General features: G+C 32.3%; 22 protein-coding genes and 1 riboswitch. Of the genes, 12 read left to right on the forward strand and 10 right to left on the reverse strand.

Features of this window, described 5'->3' with window-relative positions:
- Positions 1-6: 6 nt before the first annotated feature.
- Together C1S72_RS02420 and C1S72_RS02425 are read right to left on the reverse strand one after the other, a co-directional pair.
- Positions 7-480, reverse strand: coding sequence for a hypothetical protein (locus C1S72_RS02420; RefSeq protein WP_104734083.1), 474 nt, complete (start codon positions 478-480; stop codon positions 7-9).
- Complete coding sequence (locus C1S72_RS02425) at positions 467-976, reverse strand: RNA polymerase sigma factor (RefSeq protein ID WP_104734084.1); 510 nt, start codon at positions 974-976, stop codon at positions 467-469. The genes C1S72_RS02420 and C1S72_RS02425 overlap by 14 nt, the downstream gene beginning before the upstream one ends.
- A gap of 134 nt (positions 977-1110) precedes the next feature.
- Here C1S72_RS02425 and C1S72_RS02430 point away from each other — a divergent pair, with 134 nt between their 5' ends.
- Positions 1111-2532 carry a S41 family peptidase gene (locus tag C1S72_RS02430; protein WP_104734085.1) on the forward strand — a complete coding sequence of 474 codons (1422 nt, stop codon included), beginning with the start codon at positions 1111-1113 and terminating at the stop codon, positions 2530-2532.
- A 45-nt stretch (positions 2533-2577) separates the two neighbouring features.
- Here C1S72_RS02430 and C1S72_RS02435 read toward each other — a convergent pair whose 3' ends face one another.
- Positions 2578-4506: a TonB-dependent receptor plug domain-containing protein gene (locus tag C1S72_RS02435; protein WP_104734086.1), complete on the reverse strand. Its 1929-nt coding sequence runs from the start codon at positions 4504-4506 to the stop codon at positions 2578-2580.
- A gap of 64 nt (positions 4507-4570) precedes the next feature.
- A riboswitch (cobalamin riboswitch) is annotated at positions 4571-4779 on the reverse strand.
- A gap of 68 nt (positions 4780-4847) precedes the next feature.
- Here C1S72_RS02435 and C1S72_RS02440 point away from each other — a divergent pair.
- The 9 genes from C1S72_RS02440 (at position 4848) to C1S72_RS02480 (ending at position 13464) form a co-directional block, all read left to right on the forward strand.
- Positions 4848-5990, forward strand: a complete 1143-nt coding sequence (locus C1S72_RS02440) for an ABC transporter substrate-binding protein (RefSeq protein ID WP_104734087.1) — start codon at positions 4848-4850, stop codon at positions 5988-5990.
- Positions 5991-7007 (forward strand): FecCD family ABC transporter permease, encoded by a 1017-nt coding sequence (locus tag C1S72_RS02445; protein WP_104734088.1) that lies wholly within the window; start codon positions 5991-5993, stop codon positions 7005-7007.
- Positions 7007-7801, forward strand: coding sequence for an ABC transporter ATP-binding protein (locus C1S72_RS02450; protein ID WP_104734089.1), 795 nt, complete (start codon positions 7007-7009; stop codon positions 7799-7801). Before C1S72_RS02445 ends, C1S72_RS02450 begins: the two co-directional genes overlap by 1 nt.
- Positions 7802-7920: 119 nt before the next feature.
- Complete coding sequence (locus tag C1S72_RS02455; RefSeq protein WP_104734090.1) at positions 7921-9648, forward strand: tetratricopeptide repeat protein; 1728 nt, start codon at positions 7921-7923, stop codon at positions 9646-9648.
- A gap of 78 nt (positions 9649-9726) precedes the next feature.
- Positions 9727-11052, forward strand: coding sequence for a DNA recombination protein RmuC (rmuC, locus tag C1S72_RS02460; RefSeq protein ID WP_104734091.1), 1326 nt, complete (start codon positions 9727-9729; stop codon positions 11050-11052).
- 12 nt (positions 11053-11064) lie between these two features.
- Positions 11065-11436, forward strand: a complete 372-nt coding sequence (locus C1S72_RS02465) for a 6-phosphogluconate dehydrogenase (RefSeq protein ID WP_104734092.1) — start codon at positions 11065-11067, stop codon at positions 11434-11436.
- Positions 11429-11986 carry an acyl-CoA thioesterase gene (locus tag C1S72_RS02470; protein WP_104734093.1) on the forward strand — a complete coding sequence of 186 codons (558 nt, stop codon included), beginning with the start codon at positions 11429-11431 and terminating at the stop codon, positions 11984-11986. The genes C1S72_RS02465 and C1S72_RS02470 overlap by 8 nt, the downstream gene beginning before the upstream one ends.
- 159 nt (positions 11987-12145) lie before the next feature.
- The gene (locus C1S72_RS02475) at positions 12146-12763 is read left to right on the forward strand and encodes a transcriptional regulator (RefSeq protein WP_104734094.1); all 618 of its coding nucleotides are present in this window, start codon (positions 12146-12148) and stop codon (positions 12761-12763) included.
- Positions 12764-12768: 5 nt separating this feature from the next.
- Entirely contained in the window at positions 12769-13464 is a 696-nt protein-coding gene (locus C1S72_RS02480) for a DUF3307 domain-containing protein (RefSeq protein ID WP_317045753.1), read from the forward strand.
- 48 nt (positions 13465-13512) lie between these two features.
- On the opposite strand, the gene C1S72_RS02485 is transcribed toward C1S72_RS02480, so the two are convergent.
- The 3 genes from C1S72_RS02485 to rpmH form a co-directional block, all read right to left on the reverse strand.
- A complete protein-coding gene (locus C1S72_RS02485) occupies positions 13513-14373 on the reverse strand; it encodes a T9SS type A sorting domain-containing protein (protein WP_104734096.1) in 861 nt (286 codons plus the stop codon).
- 69 nt (positions 14374-14442) lie between these two features.
- Positions 14443-17295, reverse strand: coding sequence for a carbamoyl-phosphate synthase large subunit (gene carB, locus C1S72_RS02490; RefSeq protein ID WP_104734097.1), 2853 nt, complete (start codon positions 17293-17295; stop codon positions 14443-14445).
- 97 nt (positions 17296-17392) lie between these two features.
- Positions 17393-17554 (reverse strand): 50S ribosomal protein L34, encoded by a 162-nt coding sequence (gene rpmH / locus C1S72_RS02495; RefSeq protein WP_104734098.1) that lies wholly within the window; start codon positions 17552-17554, stop codon positions 17393-17395.
- Between the two features lie 217 nt (positions 17555-17771).
- Between rpmH and C1S72_RS02500 the strand changes: the two genes are divergently transcribed.
- Entirely contained in the window at positions 17772-18350 is a 579-nt protein-coding gene (locus tag C1S72_RS02500) for a hypothetical protein (RefSeq protein ID WP_104734099.1), read from the forward strand.
- A gap of 2 nt (positions 18351-18352) precedes the next feature.
- Here C1S72_RS02500 and cls read toward each other — a convergent pair whose 3' ends face one another.
- From cls to C1S72_RS02515, 3 genes are read right to left on the reverse strand one after another with little or no spacing between them, the layout of a single operon-like run.
- Positions 18353-19807 (reverse strand): cardiolipin synthase, encoded by a 1455-nt coding sequence (gene cls, locus C1S72_RS02505; RefSeq protein WP_104734100.1) that lies wholly within the window; start codon positions 19805-19807, stop codon positions 18353-18355.
- Positions 19807-20736 carry a lytic transglycosylase domain-containing protein gene (locus C1S72_RS02510; protein ID WP_104734101.1) on the reverse strand — a complete coding sequence of 310 codons (930 nt, stop codon included), beginning with the start codon at positions 20734-20736 and terminating at the stop codon, positions 19807-19809. Before C1S72_RS02510 ends, cls begins: the two co-directional genes overlap by 1 nt.
- Before the next feature lie 42 nt (positions 20737-20778).
- Positions 20779-21453, reverse strand: coding sequence for an alpha/beta hydrolase family protein (locus C1S72_RS02515; RefSeq protein ID WP_104734102.1), 675 nt, complete (start codon positions 21451-21453; stop codon positions 20779-20781).
- 115 nt (positions 21454-21568) lie between these two features.
- Here C1S72_RS02515 and C1S72_RS02520 point away from each other — a divergent pair, with 115 nt between their 5' ends.
- A complete protein-coding gene (locus tag C1S72_RS02520) occupies positions 21569-21865 on the forward strand; it encodes an N-acetyltransferase (protein ID WP_104734103.1) in 297 nt (98 codons plus the stop codon).
- A gap of 49 nt (positions 21866-21914) precedes the next feature.
- Here the strand turns inward: C1S72_RS02520 and C1S72_RS02525 are convergent, their stop codons facing one another.
- Positions 21915-22445 carry a hypothetical protein gene (locus C1S72_RS02525; RefSeq protein WP_104734104.1) on the reverse strand — a complete coding sequence of 177 codons (531 nt, stop codon included), beginning with the start codon at positions 22443-22445 and terminating at the stop codon, positions 21915-21917.
- Positions 22446-22490: the final 45 nt, after the last annotated feature.

Raw genomic sequence — 22490 nt, forward strand, 5'->3', positions numbered from 1 at the left:
TAGTTTTTATTTAAAAATTTTACTCGTTGTATTATGCATTTCATCAAGGTATCCAACTTTAGATACACCTGTGTCCATGCCATTTAAATAATTTATTTTACCAGCTCCTTTATTAAAATTAGAGGAAATTAGCTCCAATGCTTTTGTAACTTCGTTATAAGCTACTTCAGGATCATCATAGGTTCCTAAATCATCTTGTACAACAAATGGATTGGAAAAATAAACACTGATTAAAAGAACGGCTACAGCTGCAACAGAAATCCACTTATAATTAAATGTCTTTTTAGTTTTTAATGGAATGTTTTTGGTGAACTGTTCTTTCTCATTTACCAAAAAATACGTAAACATAGGCTTGTACATTTCTAAATGTGGCGCTACAGTTTCTTGAGAAAAATAGCTTTTTAACTGTTGCTCTTCTTTTAGGCTTGTTCCGCCGTTCTCGTACTTTTCTAGTAACTTTTCTATATTATTTAATACCATAACTATGTGTATTAGTTAATTTTTTTCTTATTGTTTTTCTCGCTCTGGACAAAGCCACTCTTACTGCTGTATTGTTCATGTCTAACATTTTGGCTATTTCGTCATAATCATATTGCTCTATATCTCGGAGTTGAATGACCATTTTTTGCTGTTCTGGTAAATCCTCCATAATCCTGCCTACCCAATCCAAACTATCATTTAACTCTACTTGCTTTTGTACAGAGACACTGTGATCTTGATAATTACTGTGTACTATTTTTAAATTTTGAGCTTGTTTGGATTTCAACTTATCTAAACACAAATTCTTGGTCATGGTCATTGAAAATGCTTCCACATTTTTGTACTCTTCAATCTTTGCTTTATTGTTCCACAACTTCAATAAAATTTCTTGAGTGGCATCTTCAGCCTCCTCCCTAGATACCAGTAATCGTTTAGCTAAACGAAATACCTTATCTTTAAAAGGCATGACAATATTTAAAAACTCACTCTGTGTCATAAGTTGTGGTTGGTTAAAATTACCCTTTTGGGGTTATTTACTATTACGACGAACTACTATCAATTTTGTTACAAAAAATTTTTATTCTTCAATAAAGTAACTACTTTTAAAGTGAAAAAGAACACTTTATTGCTATGAAAATACTCAAACACCTACTACTCTTCTTTATTATTTCGTCTGTATTCATAAGCTGTTTCGAAGATTTAGATGATAATCCAGCATCAATTAAAGATTTAAATGATTTTGTTTATCGAGGCATGAACACATATTATTTGTATAAAGATGATGTCCCAGATTTAGCCAACAATCGCTTTTCAGATAGTGAGTATGACGCTTTTTTAAATAGTTATAATTCTCCCGAAGCATTGTTCAACCATTTAATATATCAACCTGAAACTGTTGATAGATTTAGTTGGATTACTAGCAATTATATTGAACTAGAAGCTTTTTTAAATGGTACTACACAAAACAACGGTATGGATTTTGGGCTTGTAAGACGACAGACATCCAGTTCAGATATTTTTGGTTATGTTGGCTATGTTTTGCCAAATACAAATGCTTCCAATCAAGGGTTACAACGCGGTGATATATTTTATGCTGTTAACGGCACACCTTTGAATGACAATAATTACCTCTCCCTGTTAAGCAATAACACTTATACTATTAATTTAGCCATATATGATGATAATGGCACACCAGATCCAGATGATGATACGATAACTCCAAATGGACAAAGTGTGACGCTAACAAAATCACCCTATACCGAAAATCCTATATTTGAAAGAAATGTTTTCCAAGTTTCTGGTCGCAATGTTGGTTATTTAGTCTATAATGGATTTACTAGAGATTTTGATGCACAATTAAATGATACATTTGGCTACTTTTCGAATAACAATATTCAAGATTTAGTTTTGGATTTACGCTATAATCCAGGTGGTTCTGTTAATACAGCCATTTTATTATCAAGTATGATAGCTGGAAGAAATGGTGAAGTTTTTAGTACTGAACAATGGAATAATGATATTCAATCACAGTTATCAGTGGAATCAACAGTTAATAGGTTTACTAATAATGACGAAGGCACACCATTGAATATTTTAAACCTTAATCGTGTTTATGTTTTAACTACTAAACGCTCTGCTTCTGCTAGTGAATTAGTGATTAATTGTTTAAGGCCCTATATAAATGTAGTTCAAATTGGAACATCAACCACTGGAAAATATCAAGCTTCCATTACGCTTTACGATTCTCCTGATTTCAGAAGGCAAGGCGCCAGCCCTTCTCATCTTTATGCTATGCAACCACTAGTTTTAAAATCTTTAAATGCTGCTGGAGTTACTGATTATTTTGAAGGTTTAGATCCTGATATTTTAGTTTCAGAAAACTATGCTAATATGGGTGTTCTTGGTGATGAAAATGAGCTACTGCTATCTGTTGCATTACAGCATATTGAGGATAACAGCCGTTTATCAGGACAAACGTTTGAACCTCTTGAAATTGTTGGTAGTAAAAGTTCTTTTACGCCATTACAAGACAACATGTATATTGAAAAATAAAAAAATCTGGTCAGTTGAGGTTCTCAAAATGACCAGATTATTAAATTATAAACTTAAATTAAATCCAATATTTACGTTTCTTCCCTTTGTAGAATAACCATATAATTCTTGGTAATCTTCATTAAAAATATTGGTTATGTTCGTAAAAAGCTTCAACTTGTTGTTTAAAATGGTATGACTTAAATAAAAATCAAAAAGGTTATACGATTCTAATACAACTGTGTCATTCATAAAAGTCGTATTATTAAAAACCATATCATTCCTATCATCATTGTATTGGTAAGACAAACTTAAAACCGTAGTACTAAATAACTGGTAATCTAGTTTAGCGTTAACCTTAAATTCAGGAATTCTCAAATTCAAATCCTCTTCAACTTTAGTATAAGTTAAGTTTGCATTCAGGTTCAGATTGGGTAAAACTTTATAAGTGGCTATAAACTCCAGTCCACTGGCTGTGAATTCATCTGCTACATTATTATACTGAAAAGCAAAACTTCCTAAATCAACGAAATCAATAAAATTGGTTTCTCTTCTATTAAAATATACTACACTTACTGTGGCTTTTTCTTTAAATTGAAATTCCAAACCACCTTCTATAGTTGCGCTCTCCTCTGGCTCTAACTCTGCATTACCATAAGTTGGCTCAAACAATTGATACAATGACGGTGTAATATATGCTGTACTGTAACTTGCCAAAGCTTTTAAATAACCAAAATTAAAATCTTCTCTATACGAAGGGTTAAAGCTATAAACCAAATGACTACCATACTCACTATGGTTATTCAAACGCGCTCCAGCATTTATATTTAGTCCAAAATCTGATACATAAACCATATTTAAATAAGGGTCAACAATTGTAAAGGTCGCCTCTTGCGGATTGATGCTTTGTTCCAGATTGGATGATCCAAAAGGAATTGTAAAACTTTCCATCTCATTTTGCTGTGCATTCACACCTAAAACAGCATAAAATTTGTTGTTAAAATTGTATCTATTGAACAAATCGCCAATAAAACTATTGGAATAAAATTCAGCTGGGAAACTAGATTCAATACTGCGTTCTACATCATTATAAGCAGCATTTAAAGTAAGACTTCCATTCTTGTATTTATATTCAGAATTAACACCTAAACGGTATTGATTGGTGGTTGAAATATCATCGGTATCAATTCCTGAAAAACCATCATCAAAATCTGCTTTAAACTTATCAAAACTAGCATAGGTGTTTATTTTAAATGCTTCACTAAACTGATAACCCATCTTTAAATTACCATTTATGGCATTGTAAGGATCACTTTCCTGACCACTTGAAATAGCCGATAAGCCATCAGTATATTGATTACCAAAGCTTGCTAAATAATTAAAATCATTTAAAGTACCATTTACAGAAACTGAATTTCTAAAATCTGCGACCGAATAGTTATTGTCATTTTGTGATTGGTTAGTGCCTATTACACTCCTTAAATTTGCAGAAATAGCTTCTTTTGAAGCCTTTTTCAATGTAATATTTATAACAGCAGTAGCAGCACCAGAACCATATAGCGTACTTGACGCACCTTTTAAAATCTCAATACTTTCTACTTGGTCAGCATGGAGTAAGCGTAAATCATAGTCATTAGCTATTTGCGATGGATCCGTCAAAGCGATGCCATCAATAAGAATTAAAACTTGACGATTACGTCCTCCTCGTACATAATAGTTTAAGTTTTGACCTGCATTACTTTTTACGCCATTGATTTCAATACCAACGGTATTATTAATAATTTCAGCTATTGACTTTCCTTGTAATTGTAGTAATTCTTCTTGTGAAATAGTAGTGATAACCTTACCTGAATTTTCACGTTTTAGGTTGAATTTAGAATCAGTAATTACCACTTCATCCAATTGCTCAACCTGTGTAGAGTCTGTTTTTTGTTGGGCATACCCAAATAATGATGTAACACAAAGCACACCAAAAAACCATGTTTTTTTGTTCATTTTAAATTAATTGCTCGAGAATCGCATGGACTATCATACGTAAACTTTTATCCCGAAAGTTTGACTTATTTGTTTGAATTTGGCAGGTCTCCTGACTTGCGTCTTTATGTTGGTCTTCCCAGAAATTTCCAGTGACTTCAGAAGTATAACATAAAGCGTTGTAGCTTACAGTTGCGGGAACAGTTCTGGACTAGACAATTACATGTCGCACCAGATTCCCTTTTAATTGACTTTGCCCAATTGCAAAGCCAAACCAAAATTCGCTGCGAAATTAAACATTTTGTTTAATGTTTCATCAATAACATGAAATAATATTACTTTTGGAGCATAATCTATTTGTTTTGAAAAAATTATTCTTATTAATTGTATTTATCAGCTTCATCTCTTGTGAAAATAAGCCTAAACAACCTGAAAATATCAAGCAAGATGTTGTAAACTCACATTTTGAATATGCCAAAGGCTTTCATATTACAACTAATGAGAACTTCAAAATTTTAACCATAAAAAACCCCTGGCCCAAAGCCGATAAAGCTTACAAATATGCATTGGTTCATCGCAATGTATTGCCTACTATTACTTTAAATAAAGATGAGTTTGACGGGATTATTACTATTCCTATTGAACGTATTGTCGTTACCTCAACAACCCATATTCCAGCCCTAGAATTATTAAATGTTGAAAATACTTTAATTGGTTTTCCTGGTACAGATTATATTTCATCAGAAAAAACTAGAGTGCTTATAGAAAATGATATGATTCGAGAACTAGGTAAAAATGAAGGACTCAACACAGAGGTCTTGTTGGATTTGAAACCAGATGTAGTCGTCGGATTTGGCATAGATGGTAATAATAAGTCACTCGAAACCATTAAAAAATCAAATATTCCTGTAGTTTATAATGGTGATTGGGTTGAAAAATCACCTTTAGCAAAAGCTGAATGGATTAAATTCTTTGGCGTTTTATATAATAAAGAAAAAGAAGCCGATTCAGTTTTCAAAACTATTGAAAATAATTACAAAGAAGCTAAATTACTAGCGGCACATGTTGAGGAGCAACCAACCGTATTATGTGGAGCGATGCATAAAGACATATGGTATTTACCGAGTAATACAAGCCCTGAAGCACAATTGTTAAAGGATGCTAATGTCAATTATTTATGGCAAGACAGTGATGGAAATGGCAGTTTAGCCTTGAGTTTTGAAAGTGTTTACAACAAAGCTAAAGATGCAGATATTTGGTTGAGCCCTTCCTATTATGGAACCTATGAAAGTCTTGAAAAAGCAAGTGACCATTATACAAAATTTGATGCGTTTAAAAACAAATCTATTTTTACCTTTAGTAATACTACTGGAACTACTGGTGGCGTGACGTATTATGAGTTAGGAATAGCTAGACCCGACTTGGTACTGAAGGATTTAATAAAAATTTGTCATCCTGATTTGCTTCCAAATTATTACACTCAGTTCTTTAAACCGTTGATGTAAGTGTCAGATATTAAAACATATAGACTATCATTTATAGTATTGATTGCTTTATTAATCGTATGCTTTTTCACTAATATTAGTCTAGGTTCTGTTTCTATTTCATTTGGTGAGATAGTAAATAGCTTATTCGGATTTTCAGATAATTATATTGTTCAAAATTACAGATTACCAAAAGCCATAACAGCTATATTGGTGGGTTCCGGTCTTGGTGTGTCAGGGTTGTTAATGCAAACTCTTTTTAGGAATCCTCTTGCTGGTCCTTTTGCTTTAGGAATAAGTTCTGGAGCAAGTCTTGGTGTGGCCATAGTCATTTTAGGTGCTGGCTTTTTTGGTGGTGCTTTTACAACGCTATTAGTGTCAAAATGGAGTATTGTCATTGCTGCTAGCTTGGGTAGTTTTCTCGTTTTATTAGCCGTTTTAGTGGTATCTACAAAAGTGAGAGACACAATGGCAATATTAATAATTGGTCTTATGTTTGGTAGTATTACTGCAGCCGTAGTGAGTGTACTCTCCTACTTTAGCTCTGCTGAACAATTACAACAATACATTTTCTGGGGATTTGGAAGTCTTGGAAATCTCTCATGGAATGAATTATTAATATTTAGTATTATTTACGGTTTTGGATTGTTATTAAGTATTATATCAATAAAAGCTTTGAACACCTTACTGTTAGGTGAAAATTATGCCAAAAGTTTAGGCCTTAATATTAAACAAAACCGATTGATAATTATAGTAGCGACCAGTTTATTGGCTGGAACTATTACCGCATTTGCAGGGCCCATTGCTTTTATAGGTTTAGCAATTCCGCATATTGTTCGCCAAATTTTCACTACATCAAATCATAAAATATTATTGCCTGCCATATTATTATTAGGCGCAATTGTTATGCTGGTATGTGATAGTATTGCTCAATTACCAACAAGTGACTATACTTTACCTATAAACGCCATAACCTCTTTGTTTGGTGCGCCTGTGGTTATTTGGTTATTGATTAGAAAACGTAAAATGATGTTTTAATGATTAATCAAAATCAACATATTATTTTAAAAACTAATAATCTTGCAATTGGCTACAAGACTAATAAGTCAAATACAGTTATTGCATCAGGTATAAATATTAATTTATTTGCTGGTGAATTAGTTGGTTTGGTTGGAGCCAACGGTATCGGAAAATCTACTTTACTACGAACCTTAACGCAGGTTCAAGACCCGCTGGATGGTACTATTTTATTAAACGATAAAAAACTTACTGAAATTCAACCATTGGAATTGGCAAAAAACTTAAGTTTAGTATTGACTGAACAGATTGTCTCCAAAAACCTTACAGTATTCGAGTTAGTTGCACTGGGCAGACAACCTTACACCAACTGGATTGGTAAACTATCAAAGCAAGATATTGAAGTTGTTGAAAAGTCCTTAAAACAAACAAACATTATAGAATTAAAGCATAGAAAATGTTTTGAATTAAGTGATGGACAACTGCAAAAAGTAATGATTGCACGCGCTTTAGCACAAGATACTGATGTCATAATATTAGATGAACCTACTACCCATCTAGACATGTATCACAAAGCATATATTTTAAAATTACTTCAAAAACTGGTTAAAGAAACTGGTAAGACCATTTTATTTTCTTCACACGAAATTGATTTAGCCATTCAACTATGTGATAAAATGATTGTGATGACGAAAAATAATGTTATTTCTGAAATGCCATGTAATTTAATTCAAAAAGGGACATTCAATGAATTGTTCCCAAAAGATCTTATTACTTTCGATGAAAAAACTGGAAGTTTTAGAATTAAAAAATAACTCATAACTCATTCGTTTTATTTAAAATAAACTATATTTACAATATTCTCTTTCAAGCCTTTGAACTACTCCCTGAATTAATCTTTTAGCATCAAATATTAACCATTAATTCAGTAATCATGAAATTTAAACAACTGGCAGTAGCACTATCATTAATTGCTATCATAGGAATTCTATTAATTTTCACCAATCAAGAGAAGGAGTTCGACGATTCACAAAAGGTTGGCATGAATTTTATTAAATGTACACCTGCAAAATTTCTTTTGACAGATGTAGATACCACAAAGCAAATTTCTCCATTATTTGAAAATCTAGGAAACCACTCGCATAAGGTTAGTACAGATAATGAATTAGCGCAACGCTTCTTTAATCAAGGGTTGCGATTGACCTACGCCTTTAATCATGCTGAAGCCCACAGGTCCTTTATGGAAGCTGCAAGATTAGATTCCAAATTAGCCATGGCTTATTGGGGACAAGCCTATACTTTAGGTCCGAATATAAATGACCCTTTACCAGATGATGAACGCAAAAAGAAATATAATGAAGCTATAGCTCATGCTTCAAAACTTGCTCCAATGGCTTCAAAAAAAGAGCAAGCTTTAATTGAAGCACTTACACACAGATATTCTACAGATTTAGAAAAAGATGTGGCTGAATTGAATCTTGCGTATATGCAAGCCATGGAAAAAGTAGCTTCAGATTATTCACAAGATGCAGATGTTCTGACACTTTATGCTGCATCAGTAATGAATACAGTTCCCTGGAATTATTGGGATAAAGAAGGGAACCCTTCTCCTAATATTACAGAAGCTAAAAACGCTCTTGAAAAAGCGATGGCATTAAGTCCGGACAATCCGGGAGCACATCATTACTACATTCATATGGTAGAACTGCCTAAACCAGATTTAGCAGTCCCTAGTGCCGAAAAATTAGGCTCCTTAATGCCTGCAGCTGGCCACATAGTTCATATGCCATCACACATATACATTCGGGTTGGTCGTTATAAAGATGCTGTATTGGCTAACCAGAAAGCTATTCTAGCTGATGAAGATTATATTTCGCAATGCTATGCACAAGGTATGTATCCATTGGGCTACTATCCTCACAATATTCACTTTCTTTGGTCAGCATCAAGTTTATTAGGTAATAGTGAAATGGCAATTGATGCCGCTAAAAAAACAGCAGAGAAAGTTCCTATTGGCGAAATGGAGGAGTTACATTTTTTACAAAATTTTGCTGCAACTCCTTTATTAGCTTATACCAGATTTGGAAAATGGAATGATATTTTAACTTATCCCAAGCCAAACGATAGCATTAAACACCTCAAACTAATTTGGCATTATACAAGAGGTATTGCTTTCACAAGGAAAAGCAACAGTAAGGAAGCCAAAGAAGAACTCGACGCAATCAAACAACTCATAAATGACCCTCAAATGGAATCTATTTATGCTTCCGGATTTGACAACGGAACCACCATTGCAAAATTGGCTTATGAAGTTGTAGCAGGTGAAATTGCTTCTCTTGAAGGCAACTTCAATTTAGCTATTAAACACATGCAAAAAGCCGTTGAAATGGAAGACAATCTTATTTATAACGAACCATCGGCTTGGCATATACCACCTAGACAAAATTTAGGAGCCATACTCTTAAAAGCTGAAAAATATGCCGAAGCAGAAAGTATCTATTTAGAAGATTTAAAAGTCTTACGACAGAACGGATGGTCTCTTATGGGTTTATATGAAAGTTTGGTTGCTCAAAATAAGATGGATGAGGCCACAGCTATTATGCAAGAATTCAACAAAGCATGGGAAGATGCTGATATAGATATAAAAACATCTATTCTTTAAAAATAGTGAATATTTAAGCTGTTACATTTCTTTTTATCCTCATGGTAAAAATTTATCTTTGGATAAACTTCTTATTAAATGAACGACAACATCATTCTTATTCTTGCTATCTTAATTTCAGGTGGGATTGGGTCTTATATTGGTATCACCATTACCAAATTAAAAAGCAAAAGTGATAAAAGCACATTAGAAGAACGTCAAAATCAATTATCACAAACCATTAATGATTTAAAAGAAAATTTAAGTAAAGTTGAAGCCAATCGTGAAACAATTCGAAATGAAAAAGAGTTCTTGAATTCTGAATTGGCACGTCGTAATACCGAATTTGAAAACTTGCAGAAACAAAATGCAAAACGTGACGAAGAACTTGTTAAACAACAAGAGCAACTTCGAAAAGATTTTGAGCTCATGGCAAGTAAAATTTTAGATGAAAAGAGCGAGAAATTCACCCTTCAGAATAAAGAAAATATCAAACAAATACTCAATCCGCTACAAGAAAAAATAAAAACATTTGAAGATAAAGTTGAGAAATCTCAAAAAGAAAGTATCAGCATGCATTCAGCTTTAAAAGAGCAGCTATTAGGTTTAAAAGACTTAAATCAACAAATGACTAAAGAAGCCAATAACCTGACTAAAGCACTAAAAGGAGACAGTAAAATGCAAGGTAATTGGGGTGAACTGGTTTTAGAGCGTGTTTTAGAAAAATCTGGTTTAGAAAAAGACCGAGAATATTTTGTACAGCAAAACTTTAATCGTGATGATGGTTCTCGCGTGATGCCGGATGTGGTATTACACCTACCAGATAATAAGCGTATGATTATAGATAGTAAAGTTTCTTTAACAGACTATGAGCGTTATGCCAATGCTGACGATGATGACAAAGCACTATTTCTAAAAGCACACGTCAACTCCATAAACAAACATGTCAATCAGCTTTCAGAAAAAAAATATGAGGATTTATATGATATTGAATCTCCTGATTTTGTACTAATGTTTATTCCAATAGAGCCTGCCTTTGCAGTAGCTTTGAATCAAGATAACACATTATACAACAAAGCATTTGAAAAAAATATAGTAATTGTTACACCTTCTACCCTTTTAGCAACACTTCGAACGGTAGATACAATGTGGAGCAATGAAAAACAACAACGTAATGCCCTTGAAATTGCAAAACAGGCAGGTGCATTATATGATAAATTTGAAGGTCTTGTTTCTGATTTAACAGGCGTGGGAAAGAAAATTGATGCTGCAAAATCAGATTATTCTTCGGCTATGAATAAATTAGTCGAGGGTAAAGGCAATCTCATTGGGCGTGTTGAAAAGTTAAAAAAAATGGGTGCCAAAGCTAAAAAATCTTTACCGCAGCCTATTTTGAAACGCGCAGAAAATAGTGAAGAAGAATAATAACTTAATATTATGAAAAAGTTTTTTTTAAAAGTATTGGGCGGCATAATTGTTTTATTTATAGCCTATGTTGCATTTCTATATTTTGCCTCCTATAGCGAAGGTATTCGGGCTGGCAGACTTGTTAAATTCAGTCATAAAGGTGTTATTATTAAAACTTGGGAAGGTGAGATAAGCCAAGGTGTTTCTGATGCTCAAATTTTTGTTTTTTCAGTTGAAGATAAAGAAAAACAAGTGATAAGTGATTTACAACAGTTTCAAGGCAAGTTTGTGAAACTTCATTATTTTGAGCGTTTTGGTAAGCTGTTTTGGTTAGGTGATACTAAATATTTTGTCACAAAAGTTGAAGAAGATAATACTATCAACCAGTACTTAAATGATTAATAATTACAAAAAAGTAGATGCGTCTCGTATCTCAATTTCTGAATTGATGCAGCCTTCACATTCCAATTTCGATGGTAAAATACATGGTGGCTACATTCTAAATTTAATGGATCAAATAGCTTTTGCATGTGCTTCAAAACATTCTGAAACCTATTGTGTCACAGCATCTGTTGATACTGTTGACTTTTTAAACCCTATTGAAATTGGAGAATTAGTTACCATGAAAGCTTCGGTTAATTATGTAGGAAAAACATCAATGGTTGTTGGTATTCGTGTTGAAGCTGAAAACATTCGTACAGGACACATAAAACATTGCAATTCTTCATATTTCACCATGGTAGCCAAAGATGATCTAGGAAAATCTATTTCTGTTCCTGGATTGATTTTAAATGATAAATCAGAAGTGAAGCGTTTTCTTAAAGCCATAAAACGTAAAGAAACTAAAGTGCATCGAGAACATGAGTTCAACAGCGCTTCTTTTTCTTTGGAAAATTATATTGAAGAATTAGAAGGCTATAGAATTAAAATTGACTTACCTGAAAATAGATAAATTATTATTCTGTAAAAAAGGAATATTTACATATATTCCATAATTAAGGCATGTATTTGTTTATTCCATTAAAAAGGCATACATTTGATTATCGCATTTTTAAATGATATTATTATTTATCACATTTTTAAATGATATTTATAACTATCACAAAATAATATGGTAAGTGTCATAACAGGAGATTTAATTAAATCACGTAACCTAAACAGTCCAACAGAATGGATTTCTGTTTTAAAAGATAGTTTAACAAATATTAGTAATAATCCTTCTAACTGGGAAATGTACCGTGGTGACAGCTTCCAATTAGAACAACCAGATATTATAGAAAGCTTTATTAATGCTATTTATATAAAAGCATGTATAAAAACCATAAAAGGACTGGATGTAAGATTGGCAATAGGTATTGGCAACAAAACTTACCAAGGCGAAAATATTACCGAATCTAATGGTGATGCTTTTCTATTTTCGGGTGAAACTCTTGAATCTTTAAAAAAAGAAAAGCAAAATCTAAAAATAAAAACACCAAACGAAACACTTAATCAAGAACTAAATTTATATTTTAAACTAGCCTTAATTGCCATGGATAGTTGGACTACTAATACAGCAGAAATAGTAAAACTCACACTTGAGCATCCAGATGCCCTCCAAGAAACACTTGGAAACATAATTGGCATTAATCAAAATGCTGTTAGTGGCAGACAAAAACGTGCCCATTTAGATGAAATTCTGAAATTGGATGCTATGTATCGTAGAAAAATTAGTAATTTCATTTTATGATTCTTATGACCAAACTTATTCTAGCACATCTAATTGGTGATTTTCTACTTCAACCAAAAAAATGGGTCAAGGAAAAAGAAAAGAAAAAATTAAAATCACTTAAGCTTTACTTTCATGTAGCTATTCATTTCCTATTATTATTTTTAATTGTTTGGGATTTATCATATTGGCCATTACTGGTTACTATTGGCTTATCACACTTTGTTATTGATGCAACAAAACTCGTTTTTCAAAATAAAAAAACAAGAAGACGTTGGTTTTTTATAGATCAATTATTGCACATAGTAAGCATTTTTATAGCTTATTATATATTCACAAATGCTCACTTTTCTGTAGCAACTATTGACAAGGAAAATATATTGTTACTTACTACTTGTCTACTGTTTTTAACACAACCTGTTTCAATAATCATGAAAGCCATTTTTGGCAAATGGAACATTGAAAAACTTACAAAGGGCAACGAATCATTGGAAGATGCTGGCAAGTATATAGGAATTTTAGAAAGGCTATTAGTTTTTATATTTATTATAACCAATCATTGGGAAGCTGTGGGATTTTTAATTACTGCAAAGTCAGTTTTTAGATTTGGAGATTTAAAAGAAAGTAAGCACAGAAAGCTCACAGAATACATACTAATAGGAACACTTATTAGCTTTGGAATTGCCATTGTAACTGGTATATTGTTTACAATCTTGACATAAAAAAACCATCAGAAAACTGATGGTTTATAATATATGATAATTCTTTTATTATTGTTTTACAAAACGTTTAGTTGTAGTACCATTATCTGAAGATACTCTCACCAAATAAACCCCTTTTTGCCATTGTGAGGTATTAATAGAAAATTTAGAACTATTTAATGTGTTGCTGTAAACTTTAGCACCTAAAATATTATAAATAGTTACTTGAGCATTTTTTTCTAAATTCGAGATATTTAGGTTTAAATTTCTAGAACTAGGATTTGGATAAATGCTAAAACTATTCTCCATTTTTAAATCTTGTCTGCTCAAAGTAGTCGAAGCCGTGATATTATCAACTCGAAGCGTTGCAGCAATCACTTCGCCTCGCCAATTATCAATATTTTCATCGGTAACACTAATTATTCGCATAGTGAAAGCATTTGACAATACTTCAGAAACAGTGTTGGCTCCTTGAACAATTGTAAAATCACTCAATCCTAACGGTAATGAAACACTATTCCATCCTGAACTAGCAGCAACTACAACAGGAACAGTAGATATCATACGTGTTCCACCTGGACCCTGAAAAGCTAACCTTAAATGCAAGTCATTAGTTGTTACTTCTGCATCAAACTGTATTTCAACTATACCTTCAGAAATAAAATCTCCAGACCATTGATTATTAGCATTAAAAATAGCCATTCTACTACCTATACTGCCAGCACCAGTTGAAGTATATTCTAAAAAATTATCGTCAACTCCATCAGGACCTCCTGAAGCTACATTAACTGGTGAACTTGAACCAGTAGCTCCAATAATCCAGTTTTGCACTGTTCCGTCTTCAAAATCATCAACCTGACCAGCAGATACTTGTGAAAACACAACAACAGAAGTTAACATAAGTATTAAAAAAAGTAGTTTTTTCCTCATAGCACAATATTTTCTACTAAAATAATACTTTTTGCGCAACTAAAATTAAATAACTGCTAATTGAACAATTTATTTGCTTAAATACATCTTACGCCTAGAGTAAAGATTATAAAACTCATCGTCTTTTAAGCTATCTATAAACAAGATGCTCTCACCTGTACTCTTCATCTCTGGCCCTAATTGTTTATTTACATTTGGAAATTTGTTGAAAGAGAATACTGGTTGCTTTATAGCAAATCCATCTAATTTTGGGTTAAACTCAAAATCAGTTACTTTTTTCTCTCCTAACATCACTTTGGTAGCATAATTCACATAAGGCTCGCCGTAAGCTTTTGCAATAAATGGAACTGTTCTAGATGCTCTTGGGTTGGCTTCAATTATATAAACCTTATCATCTTTTATGGCAAATTGAATATTAATCAACCCAACTGTGTTAAGTGCTAAAGCAATCTTTTTTGTATGATCTTTAATTTGTTGCATTACAAATTCACCCAAATTAAAAGGTGGTAACGTAGCATTACTATCGCCAGAGTGAATTCCACATGGCTCAATATGCTCCATTATCCCTATGATGTAAACATTCTCGCCATCACATATTGCATCAGCTTCAGCTTCAATAGCACCATCTAAATAATGGTCTAACAGCAATTTATTATCTGGCATGCCGCGTAATAAATCAACAACATGCTCTTCCAAATCTTTTTTGTTGATAACAATTTTCATCCCTTGGCCTCCAAGTACGTAGGATGGTCTTACTAAAATTGGAAAGTTTAATTTATCTGCAACCGCTAATGCTTCATCGGCCGATGTAGCTACATCAAATTCAGGATAAGGAATATCATTCTCTTTTAAAAGTTTAGAAAAACTTCCTCTGTCTTCGGCTAAATCTAAAGATTGGTAAGTTGTTCCTAAAATCTTAATGCCATATCTATCTAGCTTTTCAGCCAATTTTAAAGCAGTCTGACCACCTAACTGAACAATTACACCTTCTGGTTTTTCGTGTTGAATAATGTCGTAAATATGCTCCCAGAATACAGGTTCAAAGTATAGTTTATCTGCAATATCAAAATCGGTTGAAACTGTTTCAGGATTACAATTAATCATTATAGTTTCATAACCACATTCAGAAGCTGCCAAAACACCGTGAACACAGCAATAATCAAATTCGATACCCTGACCAATACGATTTGGTCCAGAACCTAAAACAACTATTTTCTTTTTGTCACTTACTTCACTTTCATTAGCCGGTTTTATATGTCCGTTCTTATCTTGAACTTCATTTTCAAAAGTAGAGTAATAATAAGGTGTTTCAGCTTTAAATTCTGCAGCACAGGTATCAACTAATTTATAAACACGCTTAACATTAAATTCTTCACGCTTTTTATATACTTGGCTTTCTAAACATTTAAGCATGTGAGCAATTTGCCTATCGCCATAACCTTTTTGTTTAGCTTCTAAAAGTAAGTCTCGCTCAATAGTATCTATTGTGAATTTTGATATTTCTCTTTCCAAATGGAAAAGTTCTTCATATTGCTTTAAGAACCACATATCAATTTTTGTGATTTCGTGAATACGACTTAAAGGTATTCCCATTTGAATAGCATCATAAATCACAAAAACACGATCCCAACTAGCGTTAGTAAGTTTATCAATTATCTGATCATAATTCTTATAACCTTTACCATCAGCACCTAATCCGTTGCGTTTAATTTCGAGTGATTGCGTAGCTTTGTGCAGGGCTTCTTGAAATGAACGACCAATAGCCATAACCTCACCTACTGCTTTCATTTGTAAACCTAGAGTTCTATCTGAACCTTCAAACTTATCAAAATTCCAACGTGGTATTTTTACAACTACATAATCAATGGTTGGTTCAAACAATGCCGAAGTAGAACCCGTGATTTGATTTGTTAATTCATCTAAAGAATAACCAATCGCCAATTTCGTTGCTACTTTCGCAATTGGATAACCTGTGGCTTTACTTGCTAAAGCTGAAGAACGTGATACACGTGGATTAATTTCAATAGCAATTATTTCTTCTTTTTTATCTGGACTTACTGCGAATTGCACATTACATCCTCCTTCAAAATCACCAATACTACGCATCATATGTATTGCCATATCGCGCATGCGCTGGAATGTTTTGTCAGATAAGGTCATAGCTGGAGCAATAGTAATAGAATCTCCTGTATGAATTCCCATTGGATCCATATTCTCTATCGTACAGATAATTACAACGTTATCATTTTTATCACGAAGCAATTCCAATTCGTACTCCTTCCAACCCATCATGGCCTTATCTATCATCACTTCATGAATAGGTGAAATTTCCAAACCACGTGTCAATAACTCATCAAAATCTTCCTCTTTGTAAACTATTGATGCTCCTGCTCCACCCAAAGTATAAGATGCTCTAATTACTAATGGAAAACCAAATTCTTGAGCTATTTCTTTTCCTTTTAGGTACGACGTTGCTGTTGCTTGCGGTGCCATTGGAACTCCAATTTTCAACATTAACTCTCTAAACTGTTCACGATCTTCGGTAATATTAATGGCATCAATATCAACACCTATTAGTTTTACGTTAAAGTCTTTCCATATCCCTTTTTCATCAGCTTCTATAGCTAAATTTAAAGCTGTTTGTCCTCCCATAGTAGGTAAAACAGCATCTATTTGCGGATGATCTTTTAGAACTTTAATAATTGATTTGGTAGTCAAAGGTAAAAGGTACACATGATCTGCCATGGAAGGGTCAGTCATGATTGTAGCTGGATTAGAGTTAATTAGAATAGTTTCAATCCCATCTTCTCGCAACGATCTTAAAGATTGTGTTCCAGAATAATCAAATTCGCATGCTTGACCTATAATGATTGGTCCAGAACCTATAATTAAAACCGATTTTATGTTTTTGTTTTTTGGCATGTTGAAAATTTTGTTTTGCAAAAATAGTTATCAATAGGGTACAAAAAAAGGTGTTACGCCTAAGTAACACCTTTAAAATATTAACAATTGTTAATCATTATTTCTTATGTCTTGGTTCAGAAGATACAGATAATTTCTTTCTTCCTTTTGCTCTTCTACGTGCAAGGACTTTTCTACCATTAACAGTAGCCATTCTTTCTCTAAAGCCATGCTTGTTTTTTCTTTTACGCTTTGATGGCTGAAATGTTCTTTTGCTCATTATTTATATCTTTAAAATCTTCTTATTTATTTTTAGAACTGGGATTTCAAAACATACTCCCAAAACTGCGTGCAAATATACAAACCCTTTTTTATTTGACAAACCTTATTTTAAAAATATTTTTTCAATAAAATTTTAGTTTCTTTGCAGTCTAATAGAAGTGAAATTGAACACTTGTTAAAAACACAACAAGCTTTTTATAAAACATCATTAAAATATGTATAATAAAATTATCAAATTAATTATTGCTTTCGGGATTATTGCTTTTGCAATTTATCAGTTTATTGAAGGAAATATTGGTAATGGTATCATGTATATTCTACTTTCTGGAATATTTATCTTTTTATATTTTAAAAATGAATTCATTTTATTAGCCTTTTTAAGGTTGCGAAAGCAAGATTTTGAAGGTGCAAAAAAATGGTTGAACAAAATTAAGAATCCGAGTGCTGCATTAGTAAAAAAACAACAAGGTTATTACAATTATTTACATGGCATCATGGTGTCACAAGATAATATGAATGAGGCCGAAAAATATTTTAAGAATGCCATTTCATTGGGTTTATCTATGGATCATGACCTAGCCATGGCAAAACTTAATTTGGCTGGTATTGCATTTTCAAAAAGAAGAAAACAAGAAGCTCAATTATTATTGAAGGAAGCAGAAAAATTAGACAAGAGAAATATTTTGGCAGATCAAATAAAAATGTTCAAACAACAAATGAAAAAAGCTGCCATCCCTAAACAACACTATGGTCAGCCAACTTCGTCAAGACAAAATAGACGTAGCAGAAGGTAATATTATAATAAGGGAGACCACAGCCTAGCATAGGATTCTTTAAGTTTGTTTGAAATTGGTCTTTCTTGCCAACGCTTTAAGTCTAGTTCTTCAGATTCTTTTAAATCATCTAGAAAATGTTGTTTTAATTCAACGCTGGTTTTCTTGTCATAGATTATTGCATTAATTTCAAAATTAATATTAAAGCTCCTATGGTCCATATTGGTTGTTCCTACTGTTGACAGTATATCATCTACAACCATAGTTTTTGCGTGAATAAATCCATTACAATATCTATATACCTTTACTCCTGCTTCTAACAATGGTTCTATGTAGGAGTTGGTAGCATGTTTGGCTGTCCATGAATCAGACATTTTGGGTATTATTAACCGAACATCAATATTACTTTTAGCTGCAACTTGTAAAGCCGTGATTATCTCATCGTTTGGAATAAAATAAGGCGTTGTAACATATACATAGTCCTCTGCTCTATTAATAGAAACAAACATAGCTTCCATAATGTTAGGCCAATTGGTATCTGGACCGCTAGCAGATATTTGTACAGCTGTTTCATGCTTGGTTTTTACCTCCGGAAATAATTCTTCGGTAATCTTTAAATCAGAATTGGATACAAAATTCCACGTCATTAAAAAATTTACTTGAAGTGGTTTAACCGCTTCTCCTACTATTCTTACGTGCGTGTCTCTCCAAAATGATTCTCCATTTTTATAATTAACATAATTATCAGATACATTTATACCTCCAACGTAACCAATTTCGCCATCAATTATCGCGATTTTTCGATGATTTCTATAATTCAATTTTCCTGTAAATCCACGAAATAATACTGGCATAAATACATTGCACTCAACACCAGATTCTTTCATTTTCCGTTTAGCTTTATTTGATATCTTGCTACCTACGTCATCGACACTTACTTTTACTGAAACTCCGTTTCGAGCTCTTTCGCAAATAATATCAATTAATTGTGTGCCAATATTATCATCTTTTAAGATATAATATTCAAGGTGAATATGGTGTTTTGCCTTTTTTAAATCTTCAAATAACAATTTAAATTTTGTTTTACCATTTTTCAATAATGCCACCTCATTGTAACGTGTTAAAGGTGTATGCTCTGAATTGTACAGAAGATGTACTAATTTCATTTTTTCGTCCAACAAATCATCAAATTCTTCGAGCTCTTTAGAATTTAGAGTAAAATCTTCACTGATTTTTTTCACTATACTCTTGTTCAAAACGTTTTTTCGATTAAATATTTTACTCTTACGATACTCCTGGCCGAAAAAATAATAAACTAATAATCCAATAAAAGGAAACATCACTAAAACCAGAATATAGGTAATGGTTTTAGTAGGATTTATGTTTTTAAAAAGAATAATGGCAATAGCAAAAATCACCAGTATGTAATTTAAGCCTAATAGTAAAGACCAGATATGCTCCTTTATATATTCAATCATTAAGGATTTGTTGAATAATAGCCAGGCTTAGGTATTTCAATAAAGTATTGCTTTCTTGATTTATTGTTTAAATGAGGCTCTCGCAACCAAGGATTATGAATTTTGAGAATTTTATAATTGATACTGAACTTTTCGGCAAAAGCTGTAAAATCAGTTACTGCTGTATCAACCTCAACTTTGAATGTTGGAACATCTTTATACAAATCCTTTGTTCTAAAGTTAAATCCGTATTTATCAGGGTGGGACAATATTTCTTTTAATGCCACGATACGGAACATGTAACGCCCTGTTTCTTCGCCTAATAATAAATCATAATAATCTGATACATTTTGCTCTTGTAAGCGTCTTGAAATTCCAGACATACCAGCATTATAAGCTGCCGCCGCCAAAGTCCAAGAACCCAATTTCTCCTTTGATTCTTTCAAATATTTACAAGCAACTTCAGTTGCCATTTCTAAATGGTAACGTTCATCAACATTATCATTTACTTCTAGCCCAAATTCTCTTCCAGTTGCTGGCATTATTTGCCAAACTCCTCTTGCTCCAGCTGGTGACACAACATTAACCAAACCACTTTCTATTACTGCCAAGTATTTAAAATCATCTGGAATACCATTTTTTTTCAAAATAGGCTCAATTATAGGAAAATATTTATGTGCTCTTTTAAACATAAGTAACCCATTGGATTGCCAATACGTATTAACTAAAAGCTCACGATCCATACGCTCCAAAATATCTGGGTTTTTAAGTGGTAACGGCTCTCCTGCAAAATCTAAATTATCAGGAACTTGTAGCGCATAAACGTTATAATCGTTGATTAGTTTTCGTTCAAAATTTTCATCACTTGGAGCATCCTGAAGTGCAAAAATGAAAATCATGCCAAGTGCAAATAATCCTATAATTGATAGTATGTTTTTAAGAGTTTTCATTGCGAGGAATTTTTTATTAAAGTTATAAAAAAAAACGACATGTTAATCTAGTCGTCCATTTAAAATTAGTTTAGGCAAATTTTCATTAAACCACTTAAATTTATTGATAATCATAATATGTGTACCACCTTTTATTTTTATACAATTAGTAATATGATGACACGGAAACACCATATCTTGATCACCATGAATATGAATAGCTTCTGGGATTGGTTTGTCTTGATTCCAACAAACCATATTTTTTAAAGCCCAATCCAAATAACGTTTATCATTGACTGATAAGTACTTTTTATATAGCTCAATTCGTTTTTTTACATTAGACCCAAAGGCATATTTTGCAAACATATCTATGTGACTTACCAAACTTGTTGGAGCTATAGCGTAAGCCTTTGTTTTACGAGCTATTCTCATGCGTTTTGGAAGTTCGTGCTTTGAACTAACGCTAGATATGATTATCAAGCGCTTTAACTTTAAATGCTTGCTCATTTCCTGAACCAAAACACCTCCAAAAGACACACCAACTAATACCAAGTTCTCATGTTTAATTTTTTGGGTCATCCTTATGGCATAAGCCTCTAAAGTTTCATCACGTTCTGGAATTAACCATTCTAAATAATGTATTTTAAACTGGTTTTCAGGCAGTTGTATGTTTTCAAATATTTTTGGACTCGCAGCCATTCCTGGCATGAAATAAACATGTATTATATCTTGATTCATAAGGTATTATGCAAATATTATCTTTAAAATGACAATAATTTTTCGTAAATTTGCGTTACAAAACTATATAAAATAGTCCTACTCCTTATAGTTCCAATTAATAAAAAAGATTATTATGATAGAAGCACATGAACTCGTTGACAATGATTTTTTGCGTCAGTTTGAATTAAAAATTGATAATGAACTTGCGAAAATTGAATACTCCCTTCAAGAGCGTAAAATTTTCTTAACTAAATTAATTATTCCTGAAACTATTTTTACGGAAGAATTTCAAAACGAATTTATTAGAACCGTATTTGAACATATTGAAGAACGCAATTTAAGCGTTGTTCCTACGAGTCCTGAAATAGCAAAATTTATTAGACGAAATAGACAATACAAAAGTATGCTCCCGGTTGGAGTTAGAATATAAAAAAAAGCCGAAATTAAATTTCGGCTTTTTTTATAATATCAGATTACAGTTACTGTTTTTTAAAAACATATGTTAAATCTTGAACTACAGTTGTCTCAAAAGTATCAATGTCTTTCGCAACAAAACCATCATCAATGGTCATAAACAAAGTATTTCCTTCCAATAGAAAAGTAGCTTCAATATCATTGTAATTTATAATTCCAGAATTATTACTTAACATATAACTAAATGGAATATCAACACGTTCATTATTAATTGAACTAGCTACCATATAAACTAAAGTACCATTTTCATCCCGAGTATTGTAAGTAAAATTATCAGAAAAGTAAATTATACCACTGTTATTATTATTAATAATGATTTCTGTATCGTAAGGTGAGTTAGTTCCTATATAAACAACATCGGTTAAGTTGCCATCATTGTGAAAATCAATAGGTGTTTCAATTGTTTTCATTGATAACCTCCAAACACCTTCAAAATTATTTGATCTATTAGATAAGTTGTCATCATTATCAGTGGAACAAGCGGTAAAGGAAAGGATCAAAAATATTGCACCAATAATAGATAAGGCTTTAGACATAAGTAGTTGATTTTGAGATGAAAATAATTTGTTTTCGAAAGACAA

Source organism: Hanstruepera ponticola (assembly GCF_002940745.1).
Lineage (GTDB): Bacteria > Bacteroidota > Bacteroidia > Flavobacteriales > Flavobacteriaceae > Hanstruepera > Hanstruepera ponticola.